This window comes from Myxococcus xanthus (assembly GCF_013116825.1).
Lineage (GTDB): Bacteria > Myxococcota > Myxococcia > Myxococcales > Myxococcaceae > Myxococcus > Myxococcus xanthus_B.
Genome location: NZ_JABFNS010000200.1, coordinates 1 through 11,684, shown reverse-complemented (window position 1 = coordinate 11,684; position 11,684 = coordinate 1). Strand labels below are relative to the sequence as shown.

Here is an 11,684-nt window from a genome sequence, read left to right as displayed (position 1 = left end):
TGACAGCGGTCCCCACGCCTCGCCCGACGACGAGCGTGACGCCGGGCCCTCGCCCGCTGGCTCCCCGCCCCTCCAGCCCCGGCACGGGTGCGCCTCCGGGAAGAGCCCCTGGTGGTGGGTTCGGCGGACGCCCTGGCGGCTTCCGGCCGTCCACGCCCCGGCCGCCCCCCACGCCCGAGCAGATTCAGGCGCTGGCGGTGCGTGAGCGCGTCCCCGCCCGCATCGCGAAGGGCGAGTTGGAAGGGAAGATGAAGTGCCGCATCTGGCGCAAGCTGCACGCCGAGGAGGCGAAGCGCTTCGACCAGGTGTACGAGCTGATGGGCCAGACGCCCAGCCTGTCCCTGGGTGACGCCTTCGGCGTGCTCCAGAGCGGCATGACGGTGGCCGAGTTCATGGCCCGCAAGGAGCGCACCCAGCGCAAGGCGGCCATCAAGCAGGCGCGCGGCGAGGTCGAAAACGCCGTGGTGGCGGACTTCCTGGCCCGGCTCATCAGCGACAAGGCAGAAGTCTCCGTGGTGCTGGCCGAGCGCTCCCTGCTGGATACGCTGCAGGCCGAGGAGCCCATCGCCTTCACGCTGGAGCGCACGGGCCGCCTGGAGAAGCTCCAGGTGGTGCTGCTGGCCCGGCGCACGGACTGGGAGCGGCTGCTGCCGGGTCTGGAGCGCGACGCCAAGCTGACGCAGAAGCCGTCCGCGGTGGCGCGTCAGCCGGACAAGCGCCCCCACTCGGACCCGCGCGCCTTCCTGGACCACATCGGGCAGACGGTGCGGATGGTGCTGCGCAACGGCATCACCCTCCAGCTTCCGCTGATTCGCGTAGGCCGGTTCGACCTGCTGCTGGGCGAGGAGGGCCACGAAGTCTTCGTCCCGCTCCACGCCCTGCTGCGTTTCGAGCCCGTCACCGCCACCTCCGAAGAGAGTGCCCCCGCGGACGAGGCCTGAGGCCCATCCCCGCGGGGCGTACGCTCCCACACCGCCGAGACATCCATGCGTCAGTTCATCTCCCGCATCATCAAGCCCTGGCTCGCCCTGGCCGCGACGGCCGCCATGGTGGGCATCACCCAGCAAGGCTGCACGAAGGACGCCGACACGGCGAAGGCGCCCGCGGTCCCTGAGAAGCGGGAGAACGGCGTACGCATCGTCGAGCTCTCCGTCACCGAGAAGGGCTACGAGCCCAGCCCGGTGAGCCTCAAGAAGGGCGAGCCCGTGAAGCTGGTGGTGACGCGCAAGACGGACCACACCTGCGCCACCGAGGTCGTCATGGACGGCTACGACATCAACACGCCGTTGCCGCTCAACCAGCCGGTGGAGATTGCCTTCACGCCGAAGGAGTCCGGCAAGCTGGTGTACGGCTGCGCCATGAACAAGATGATTTCCGGCGTTTTCATGGTCGACTGACGGACGCTGGCCGATTTCTAGGCAGCGCCGCCGGGAGGAGTAGTCTCCGCGGCCTGAATGGGCGGCGCGGCGGAGCTCTTCACCCGGCATGTGTTCCTCGACCTCGAAACCACGGGGTTGGATCCGCGCGTGGACGAGGTCATCGAGCTGGGCTGCATCTTCTTCGAGAACGGGCGCGAGGTGGAACGCTTCGCGCGCCTGTACTCGGCGTCGCGGCCCCTCCCCCTCACCATCCGGCGGCTGACGGGCTTGACCGACGCGGACCTCGAAGGGCATCCGCGCTTCGGCACCGACATCGCCGAGCTTCGCGAGAAGCTCTCCGGCTGGACGGTGGTGGCGCACAACGCGCCCTTTGAAAAAGGCTTCCTGCCGGACCTGCTGGGGCCCATCCGCGCCCCGGTGCTCGACTCGTGCGAGCTGATGCACTACCTGCACCCAGAGCTGCCCAGCCACTCGCTGGAGTCGCTGCTGCGCTGGGGCGGGCTGGCACTGCGCCAGCCGCACCGCGCGGTGTCGGACTGCGAGGCGGTGTACTCGGTGCTGGTGCACGCCATGGAGCGCTGCGTCCGCGAGGGCCGTGGCGATGACGTGGTGGACCTGCTCGCCGCGTTGGACCCGCGCAAGGGCGCGGAGCTGCGCCTGGCGATGGAGGGCGTGGGCCTGAAGGACGGCGCGAGCGGCGCGTTCGACTATGAGGAATGGCCGCTGGTGGACCTGCTGTCGCGTCTGGCCGCCGCGTGCCGTGAGGAGGCTGCGCCGCTGTCGCTGGAGGCCCAGGGCTTCCTTCGTGGGAAGCCGGAGCGGCGGCGCGCGGGAGGCGCCACGGCGCTGCCCGAGCCAGAGGCGGAGGCCCCCGTGCTCCCCGTGCGTCCGGACGAAGTCTCAGCGCTGCTGGGCGTTGGCGGCGCGCTGGAGCAGGCCGGTGAAGGATTCATGAGCCGGGCCGCGCAGCTCGACGTGGCGCAGGCGGTGGCGCGGGCGCTGTCGGACGGCGGGCAACTCGCGGTGGAAGCCGGCACGGGCACGGGCAAGTCGCTGGCGTACCTGGCTCCCGCCGCCCTCTTCGCGGCGCGAAACGGACGCAAGGTCGGCGTGGCGCCGCACACCAAGACGCTCCAGGACCAGCTCCTGGAGAAGGACCTGCCTCGGCTTCACCGCGCCACGAAGGGCGCCTTCGGCTACGCCCTGCTGAAGGGCCAGACGAACTACCTGTGCCGCCGCCGCGCGCTGGAAGCCACTCGGGTGGAGCCCGGCATGGGGCACTCCGCGCGCGCCCCCCGGGCGTATCTGCGTGCGTACCTGCGTCGCAGCGGTGAGGGCGACCTGGACCGGCTGAGCCACTGGTTCCGCGAGCGCTTCCCGGTGCTGATGGCGCTGGTGCCCGCCGTACGCTCCGAGGCGTCGACGACGCTGGGCGAGAAGTGCCCGCACTTCCACCGCTGCTTCTATCACTCGGCCGTGGCGCAGGCCCGTGAGGCGGACGTGCTGGTCATCAACCAGTCGCTCGCCTTCGCGTGGCCCGCGCGCTACCCGAAGCTGGACCACCTGGTCCTCGACGAGGCGCACGAGGTGGAGGATGTCGCCACCACCGCGCTGACGCTGGAGCTGTCGGACCTGGCCTTCCTCCGCCTCACCGAGCGGCTGCATGGCAGGGACGGACGGCGCGGCCTGTTCGCCGAGCTGCGCAAGGCGCTGAGCGCTTCGCGCCGAACGGAGACACGGTCGCTGATGGGCGAGGTGGAGGATGGCCTTCGCCGGTTGCTTGACGACGCGCGCGACCTCGGGGCGCGCGTGACGGAGCTGTGCGAGCCCACCGCCACAGCCGTGGGCGAGGACCCGGATGAAGGTGCGTACTCTCCGGAGCTGCGCATCACCGCGACCGTGCGCACGCTGCCCGCCTGGGAGCCGGTGCGCGAAGGACTGGAAGGCGTACGCGGCGCGCTCCAGGCGCTGCATGTCCTGCTGTCCGTGCGCGTGCTGGCCGCCCTCCCTGAGCTGGCGGCTCGACAACCCGCGCTGGAGCGGGAGCTGTCGGGTGCCACCACTGAGCTTGGCGAACTGGCGGTGCTCGCGGGAGAGCTGTCCGGAGAAGCCGCGCCAGGACGGTGCTACGCGGCCACCGCGGAACCGAAGCGGCAGCGGTGGAGCTTGAGCGCCCAGCCGGTGGATGTCTCCGCCTACGTGTCGAAGGACTTCGCGGAGAGCAAGCGCACGCTGGTGCTCGCGTCCGCCACGCTGGGCACTGGCGACGGCTTCCCCTTCGTCCTCCGGCGCTTGGGGCTAGATGGGCGCGGAGGCCGACCTGCGCCCCGACTGGTCCGCGCGGCCACGCCCTTCAAGCTGCATGAGCAGGCGCTGGTCGTGCTCGTCACCGATGCGCCGCGTGCGCACGAAGAAGCCTTCGTGGAGTGGGCCTCGCTCCGGATTTCGGGCCTGGCACAGACGATGGGAGGCCGGGTGCTGGGGCTGTTCGCGTCGACGCGCCGCATGGAGCGCGTGGGCACGAGCGTCCGCGGACGGCTGGACCCACTGGGCATCGAGGTGCTGCGGCAGTCACGCGGGCACAGCCGCTCGCTGGCGGCACGGCAGGAGAAGGACACGGGCACCGTGCTGCTGGGGACCAAGAGCTTCTGGCAGGGCGTGGACATCCCCGGTCGCGGCGTCGGCTGCGTGTTCATCGACAAGCTGCCCCTGGAGCCCGCCATGCGTCCGCTGGTGGCCGCGCGCGAGGAGCCCCTCTCTCGCAGCGGCGGCGAATACATGGGCTTCCTCCACTACCGGCTTCCCCGCGCCCTGCTGCAACTGCGCCAGGGCGTGGGCCGGCTCATCCGGGCGACGACGGACCGGGGCGTGGTCATCATCTCGGACCCGGGGCACCCCAGCTACCGTGGCCACCTGATGAACGCATTGGAGGGCTATCGCGTCGAGGCGCTTCCGTGGGCCCAGGCGCGCCTGCGCATCCACGCGATGCTGAAGGAGACGGGACTCACCGTGGAGTCAGGACCCGCGCGGTCCTGGGGGTGAGCCCCGGAAGGGCTCAGTCTTCGAGCCGGGTGCGGTAGCGCGCATCCAGGGCGCGCAGCTCGTGGAGGAGCTCGGGGGAAGCGCCCGTGCGCTCCGCGGCCAGGAGGACGTTCGCCAAGGTCCTCGCGTCCTCCTCGTTCTGCTCGCGGAGGCGCTGCACCATCTTCCGCGTGGCATCGAAGAGGTCCTGGAGGTCGTCGCCATCCCGGAGCCCGTGCTGGGGTGGACGCAGCCGGCCGTCGTGGACCTCCTGCACCATGCGGCGGATGCGGAAGAGCGGCCCCGCCACCTTGTGCGTCACCACGATGGTCCCCAATCCCACCACCGCGATGAAGGCCACCAGGAAGCCCCCCAGCGCCCACCACGTGAGCTTCTGCTGCCGCTCCAGCTCAGCGCGTTGGGCAACGATGGCGGCGCGCTCGGCCTCGTAGGCCGCGTCGATGGCCCCTGCCTTCTCGCGGAAGCTCGCCTCGAACGTGGGGTCGTCCATCCGAGTCAGCAGCTCGTTGGAGAGCGTGGCGCCGGACAGCTCGCGGCTGACCTCCGCCGCGCGGGAGCGGGCCTCCACCGCCGTCGCCGTCTCGCGCATCAGCGCCTGCGCGCCTCTCACGAGGAACACGCCCAGCAGCGCCGACAGCACGAGCGTCACCGAGACGATGTACGCCGTCAGCTTGAGCTGGAAGCCCGTTTCGAGAAGGAAGTTGCGCCAGCGCCGCTTGGCTGGCGTCAGGGGCGCCGTGGTCGTCGTCATGTCTCGCTGCTCCACTCGAAGGTCTCCGCCGCTTCCTCCACCGCGCGAGGTACCAGCGCCTTGAGGAGATCGCCAGGCTGAGCGCCCGCGGCATTCACTTCCACCTGCCCCATCAGCGACAGGTCCGGGTAGGTGAGGCACACCAGCGCCACCCGCAGTCCGCCGCCGTCCGTCGCATGAAGCTCCGGGGTGATGCGGTAGCCCCGCACCCGAAGCTTCTTCAGCGTGCCCTTCGCCGCCGCCTTCGTCTCCTTCGCGGGCGCGAGCTGGGCCCCGCTCCGCATCAGCCGCGAGCGCAGCCGCGCCTCCGTCGCCTTCACCAGGTCGGCGGGGAGCTTGCCCGTGCGGTCCTTGACCGCCTCGAGATGCACGTAGAAGCGCGGCGGGCGGGACTGGTACTCCTTCAGGGCCCCCACGGCCTCGCGCACCGCCGCCTGGACCGACGCGTCCGCGTCCGCCTTGTGGGCCTGGAGGCAGTCGAGTCCGCCGGGCTCCAGCAGCTTCGCCAGCCCCTTCGCCGCGGCCGCGCGCACCAGCTCGCTCTCGTCCTTCAATCCGTTGCACAGCAGCGGCACGGCCTCCGGGTCCTCCGTGGCGCCGAGCACCAGCGCCGCCTGCGAGCGCGAGCGCGGGTCCTTGCTCTTCTGGAGCTGCTTGCCCAGGAAGGCAATACGGGAGTCACCCTGAGCCAGGGCCGCGCAAGGCGCGAGGAGCAACAGGACGAGGGCGGAGGAAAGCAGCTGCATACGCAGGGAAGGAGTCCGGAGAGTCTAACGCCGTCTGACGATTGGCGAACAGTTGCATGGCCTTGCACATGGAAGACAGTGGGTCATGGCCACTCCCGCCCTGGGGGCTGGCCCGCTTCTGCCGGTCCGGGTGTCTGTTCAGACCTGGGGATGCCTGGGAAGGGCACGGCGCGGGGCGCGAACCCGGGCGGCATGTCCACGGCACAGCGGCTCGGGCTCGGCCCCTGAGGTCCCCCACAACCGGTGCCTCCCGCCCCCTCCACGGCAGCAGGACCGGCAGGAATCGAGCCATCCGCTCGGGGATGTGGCCTTCATGGGGTAATGTGCGCGTCTCCAGGAGGGCTCACCAGGTGTCTTTCACGTCCCGGTTGGAAGGTCTGCTCCAGAACGTGGGGTTGGGCGGTATCGTGGGTGAGGTGCGCGCGCGCCTCGGACTCAAGGAGTCCCGAGACGCAGCCGCGCCCCGGGCCTCGGACTTCCCGTCACCTCCTCCCCGTGGCGCCACACAGCAGACCGTGGTCGAGCGCACACCTCGTCCCAGGCCAGTCGTCTCCCAGCCGTCCGACGCGCCGCCGCCGGAGCCGACCGTGGCAGAGCGCACCCCACCACGTGGTGCGGTAACCACCGACGCTGTCGCACCTTCGGCTGCCCAGGCCGCTACGCCAGAGCCTTCCCGAAAGGTGACGGCGAAGGCGCCGCGCACGAGGGCGAAAAAGAAGAAGCCCGCAGCACGGCAGGCCCAGAGCAGCACGGAAGCCAAGTCGGAGAAGCGGACGGCCCGCCCGACTGCGAAGGTCAAGAAGCGAGCGCGCCCCGCGAAGAAAGCCGCTTCGCCCGCGACCGGGAATGGCGGCACGGCTGTGGACCAGTTGCTGTCCGCGCTGCGCAGCCATCCGCGACAACAGGATTTCATCTCGGCAGGCAAGCAGAAGGACCAGCTCGTGCGGTCGCTCATCCCCCTCTATCTCGCACGCTCGCTCGACGCGGAGCTGGAGGTGACGTCTGGAACGACGTCGCGCTTCTGGGGGGAGCTGGGTGTCACCTACGCCGCGCCGAACGCGGCCAAGGCGCTCCGCCTGCACGGGGGTTACGCGCAGGACACCCAGAAGGGCAAAGCCATCACGGCGCGGGGCGTCCAGTACGTGGAAGAAATGCTGAGTCGTTTCGGGGACGCAGCTTCGGATACCTGAACGGCGAGCAGCCGCGATGGGCCATAGGGCGCGAGGCGCTCCGTCCTCGCCTCACCCCATCGCGAGCAGACGCTTCGTTGAGGCTACCACCACTCGGCTTGAACGGTCCCTGGCGTATCGGCAATCGCCCTTGCGCCAGAGTGAACGCCATACTGGACCCAAGCCTGATGCACCGCACCTTCCAGGCGTGAGTGCCATGTATCGCCCAAGCAGTTGCCGGAGCAGCCCCAGACAAACAGCAGGAAGGCTCCGTCCACTCCGGCAATCTCAAACGACACCGCCTGCCCGAGTTCCCCATGCAGCGCCGACTCATGTGTCGCCGAATCAGGCAATGAGGTCACACGCGAGCACGGAATCTGGGCAACACGCTTTGGTCCCATCGAAGTCGCCTTGCCCTCCGAAAACACCCTGTCTCACTCCCGTGGCAGTCCCTGTACTCGACGGACTACACGCTACGCGCGCCAGCCCTCTGGGCAGTCACGGAACCTGGATCCCTCTCCCGTGGATATCGTCACGCAGTGAACGAAGGCAGGTCACGCGAATCGAAACACCGAGCCTCCAATACGCCAATGTCTCACGGCAAGAGGGCTGGGCAAAGCCGAGCGCCAACCGACGCCCGTGAAGGCGGTACGGCTTCACCTGCCGCCCAAGCGCATGCCGGTCAGGTCGCCCGCCTGGCGAGAATCCTTGGAGCCAAAACAGCGAGGGCGATGCAGGCGCCCACGTCTCACACCTGATGTGCCGCCGGTATCGCTCTGACTCCCACAGCCCGCGTCCCGCTGGCCCCCGCCCGGGCCACCAACCGGGTCAGTCCGGGGTTCCCGGGGTCGTCCGGCCCCTCATGCAACCTCCAAGAACTCCTGCGAAGCCGCCTCTTGTGGCATATACCCACACCATGCCTTCCGCCCTGACCGCCTCCGAGATCCGCGAGGCGTTCCTCAAATTCTTCGAGGAGCGCGGCCACCGCCGTGTGGCGTCCTCCTCCCTGGTGCCCGCCAACGACCCGACGCTGATGTTCACCAACGCGGGCATGGTGCAGTTCAAGGACGTCTTCACCGGCCGTGAGACGCGCGACTACCGCCGCGCCACCACGTCGCAGAAGTGCGTGCGCGCCGGCGGCAAGCACAACGACCTCGACAACGTCGGCTTCACCGCCCGGCACCACACGTTCTTCGAGATGCTCGGGAACTTCTCCTTCGGCGACTACTTCAAGGCCGACGCCATCGCGTACGGCTGGGAGTTCGTCACCCGGACGCTCGGCCTGTCCACCGACCGGCTCGCCGTCACCGTGTTCAACGGCGAGGGCGGCACCCCCTGGGACGAAGAGGCCTACGAGCTGTGGAAGAAGCAGGGCGTCCCCGCCCAGCGCCTCTACAAGCTCGGCCTCAAAGACAACTTCTGGGCCATGGGCGACACCGGCCCCTGCGGCCCCTGCTCCGAAATCCACTACCACCAGGGCGACGATATCCCCTGTGTCGAGGAGGCCGAGGGCAAGAAGTGTCAGGGCGTCGCCTGTGACTGCGACCGCTGGCTCGAAATCTGGAACCTCGTGTTCATGCAGTTCGAGCGCAAGGAGAAGGACGGGCCCCTCATCCCTCTGCCGAAGCCGTCCATCGACACCGGCGCGGGCCTGGAGCGCATCGCCTCCGTCGTCCAGGGCAAGCGGTCCAACTATGAGACGGACCTCTTCCAGAACATCCTCGCCACCGTCAGCGAGCTGTGCGGCAAGCCCTACTCGCAGGAGTCCGGCGCGTCCCAGCGCGTGGTCGCGGACCACAGCCGCGCGGCGGCGTTCCTCATCTCGGACGGCGTCCAGCCCTCCAACGAGGGCCGCGGCTACGTCCTGCGCCGCATCATGCGCCGCGCCATCCGGCACGGCACCCAGCAGCTGGGCCTGGAGGACGTCTTCTTCTTCAAGGTCGTCGACCGCGTCATCGAGCTGATGGGCGACGCCTACCCCGAGCTCCGGGAGAGCCGCACCTTCGTCCTGGAGGTCTGCCGGCACGAGGAGACGAGCTTCCGCCAGACGCTCAGCCGCGGCCTCAAGCTCATCGAGGAGGAGCTGTCCGAGCTGCAGAAGGCCGGTGGCAAGCAGCTCTCCGGCGACGTCGTCTTCCTGCTCCACGGCACCTACGGCTTCCCGTGGGACCTCACGCAGATCATCGCCCGGGAGCGCGGCCTCGACGTGGACCTGGTCCGCTTCGAGGAGCGCCTCAAGGAAGAGGCGGACAAGAACAAGTTCGCGGGCTCTGGCGACAAGGCCACGGGCGAGGTCTACCTGAAGCTGGCGGAGCGGCTCGGGACGACGGAGTTCCTCGGCTATGAGGGCGAGGGACACGAAGGCGAAGGCAGCATCCGGGCCATCGTCAAGGACGGCGCCGAAGTCACTCAGGCCACGCAAGGCGACACGGTGGAGCTGGTCCTGGACCGCACGCCCTTCTACGGCGAGTCCGGTGGCCAGATGGGCGACACCGGCCGCATCGTCGGCCACGGCGGCAAGGCGGTGGCCAAGGTCACCGATGCGCAGCGCCCCGTGCCGGGCCTCGTGGTCCACTCGGTGGAAGTCTCCGAGGGCACCTTCAAGGTCGGCGACATGGTCCAGGCCGGCGTGGACTCGGAGCGCCGCAAGTCCATCCGTGCGAACCACTCCGCGACGCACCTGCTCCACAAGGCGCTCAAGCTCGTGCTCGGTGAGCACGTGAAGCAGGCGGGTTCTGTCGTCGCGCCGGACTACCTGCGCTTCGACTTCGCGCACTTCTCGCCCGCCACGTCCGCGCAGCTCGAGCAGGTCGAGGACCTGGTCAACGGCTGGATTCGCGACAACACGGGGGCCGAGACGCGCATCATGAGCCTGGAGGACGCGAAGAAGTCCGGCGCCGTCGCCATGTTCGGCGAGAAGTACGGCGAGACGGTTCGCGTCGTCACCGTGCACCCCGAGTCCACCGAGCTGTGCGGCGGCACCCACGTGCGCCGCAGCGGTGACATCGGCCTGTTCAAGATTGCCAGCGAGAGCGGCGTAGCGTCCGGCGTGCGCCGCATCGTCGCGCTGACGGGCATCGGCGCGCTCCAGCACGTCCGCGAGCAGGAACACGAGCTGCGCAAGGTGGCCGAGCTGCTCAAGTCGAACCCGAAGGAAGTCTCCAAGCGCGTCGAGGCGACCCAGAAGCGCGTGAAGGAGCTGGAGCGCAAGGTCGAGGAAGTGGCCGTCAAGGCGCAGACTGCCAGCAGCAAGGACCTGCTGGAGCAGGCTCGCGATGTGAATGGCATGAAGGTCCTGGCCACCCAGGTGGACGCAGCGGATGACAACGTCCTGCGCGGCATGGCGGACCAGCTCCGTGACCGCATCCGCTCGGGCGTGGTCGCCATCGGCGGCGAGAAGGACGGCCGGGCCATCATCCTGGTCGCGGCCACCAAGGACGTCGTGGCCAAGGGCATCAACGCCGGCGCGCTGGTGCGCGAGATGGCCAAGGAAGTCGGCGGCAAGGGCGGCGGCAAGGCCGAGATGGCCCAGGCTGGCGGCCCTGATGCCTCGAAGCTCCCCGCGGCGCTGGAGAAGCTGTACGAGCTGGTGAAGGGCGTGGGCACCGCGTGATGAACCACCGGGCCTCCGCTTCCGTTGCGCTCCTGGCGGCCACCCTCGTCCTGGGTGGCTGCAAGGAGGAGTCCGTGCCTGACTACGCGGGTACGAGTGACGACCGGACGCTTCAGAAGCTCCGCCAGGAAGTGGACCGGGTGAACCAGGGCGGCCGTCCCTCCCAGAGCCCCGAGGCCACGCGCGGAGACCCGAACGCGAACCTCGCGGGCCTGGCCGCGGGTATCAACGTCCCCACCGAGCGCACATGGGAGCTTCCCTCCCCCAACGATGCCGTGCGGCTGGAGACCCTGTCCGTGAAGCTCACCGGCCTGGACGCGTCGCACTCGGTGAAGGGCTCGGGGAAGGTGAGCCTGACCTCCGAGGACCTGTTCTTCCGCGTGCAGCTCATGACGCAGAACGTGGGCGGCGCGCCGCTCACCCTGGACCTGGACGAGGCGAAGCTCTTCGGGGCTGAAGGCCAGTCGTACACCGTGGCCCGGGATGCCCAGGTCGTCGGGGGCACCCGCCCCCTTCGGCGCACCTGGGCTCCGGATGAGCGCACCGACGTGGTCCTCCTGTTCGAGCTTCCTCCGGAGGCCCTTCGGGACGACGGGCTACACCTGTTGCTTCAGGGCTCCGGGGGGGATGTGCGGATTCCCTTGAAATGAGCGGGACAGCGTCCAAGCCCCTCCCGCTTCGCATCCGCCTCCCGTACACGACGGAGGAGGAGTTTATCGACAAGTACGGCTCGAACGTGGCGCGCGGTGGCGTGTTCGTTGCCACGCGCGCCATGAAGCCCGAAGGCACCGGGCTGGCGTTCGAGTTCGTCCTTGCAGATGGGACACGCCTGCTTCGCGGCGAAGGCGTCGTCGTGAAGACCCAGGTGGACGCGGTTAGCGGGCGTACCGGCATGACGGTGCGCTTCGTGAAGCTGGACGCAGCGAGCAAGGCGCTCATCGACCGGGTGGTGTCGAAACGTACCGGAAGCGTGGAGCCACAAGC

9 protein-coding genes are annotated in these 11,684 nt (G+C 69.4%); 7 read left to right on the top strand and 2 right to left on the bottom strand.

All coding sequences use genetic code 11. The features are described from left to right. From HNV26_RS34970 to HNV26_RS34960, 3 genes are all read left to right on the top strand, one after another. Positions 1-941 (top strand): hypothetical protein (locus HNV26_RS34970; RefSeq protein ID WP_253817337.1); only part of this gene is annotated, 941 nt, incomplete at its 5' end. A 45-nt stretch (positions 942-986) separates the two neighbouring features. Further along, complete coding sequence (locus HNV26_RS34965; RefSeq protein ID WP_171441015.1) at positions 987-1,397, top strand: cupredoxin domain-containing protein; 411 nt, start codon at positions 987-989, stop codon at positions 1,395-1,397. Between the two features lie 57 nt (positions 1,398-1,454). Next, positions 1,455-4,421 (top strand): helicase C-terminal domain-containing protein, encoded by a 2,967-nt coding sequence (locus HNV26_RS34960; protein ID WP_171441016.1) that lies wholly within the window; start codon positions 1,455-1,457, stop codon positions 4,419-4,421. Positions 4,422-4,434: 13 nt separating this feature from the next. Here HNV26_RS34960 and HNV26_RS34955 read toward each other — a convergent pair whose 3' ends face one another. Further along, entirely contained in the window at positions 4,435-5,172 is a 738-nt protein-coding gene (locus HNV26_RS34955; RefSeq protein WP_171441017.1) for a methyl-accepting chemotaxis protein, read from the bottom strand. Beyond that, on the bottom strand, positions 5,169-5,918 hold the full coding sequence (locus tag HNV26_RS34950; protein ID WP_141621524.1) for a HEAT repeat domain-containing protein: 750 nt from the start codon (positions 5,916-5,918) through the stop codon (positions 5,169-5,171). Before HNV26_RS34950 ends, HNV26_RS34955 begins: the two co-directional genes overlap by 4 nt. Positions 5,919-6,505: 587 nt before the next feature. Between HNV26_RS34950 and HNV26_RS34945 the strand changes: the two genes are divergently transcribed. From HNV26_RS34945 to HNV26_RS34930, 4 genes are all read left to right on the top strand, one after another. Then, the gene (locus tag HNV26_RS34945; protein ID WP_253817336.1) at positions 6,506-7,108 is read left to right on the top strand and encodes a hypothetical protein; all 603 of its coding nucleotides are present in this window, start codon (positions 6,506-6,508) and stop codon (positions 7,106-7,108) included. A gap of 895 nt (positions 7,109-8,003) precedes the next feature. Continuing rightward, positions 8,004-10,700, top strand: a complete 2,697-nt coding sequence (gene alaS / locus HNV26_RS34940; RefSeq protein ID WP_171441019.1) for an alanine--tRNA ligase — start codon at positions 8,004-8,006, stop codon at positions 10,698-10,700. Next, positions 10,697-11,350, top strand: coding sequence for a hypothetical protein (locus HNV26_RS34935; RefSeq protein ID WP_171441020.1), 654 nt, complete (start codon positions 10,697-10,699; stop codon positions 11,348-11,350). Before alaS ends, HNV26_RS34935 begins: the two co-directional genes overlap by 4 nt. After that, a partial coding sequence (locus HNV26_RS34930; protein ID WP_171452975.1) for a TIGR02266 family protein occupies positions 11,347-11,684 on the top strand: 338 nt, incomplete at its 3' end. The genes HNV26_RS34935 and HNV26_RS34930, both read left to right, overlap by 4 nt.

Excerpts from the sequence above, each read along its gene's own strand:
- HNV26_RS34965 (WP_171441015.1), top strand. The coding sequence starts at position 987 with ATGCGTCAGTTCATCTCCCGCATCATCAAGCCCTGGCTCGCCCTGGCC.
- HNV26_RS34960 (WP_171441016.1), top strand. The coding sequence starts at position 1,455 with ATGGGCGGCGCGGCGGAGCTCTTCACCCGGCATGTGTTCCTCGACCTC.
- HNV26_RS34955 (WP_171441017.1), bottom strand. The coding sequence starts at position 5,172 with ATGACGACGACCACGGCGCCCCTGACGCCAGCCAAGCGGCGCTGGCGC.
- HNV26_RS34950 (WP_141621524.1), bottom strand. The coding sequence starts at position 5,918 with ATGCAGCTGCTTTCCTCCGCCCTCGTCCTGTTGCTCCTCGCGCCTTGC.
- alaS (WP_171441019.1), top strand. The coding sequence starts at position 8,004 with ATGCCTTCCGCCCTGACCGCCTCCGAGATCCGCGAGGCGTTCCTCAAA.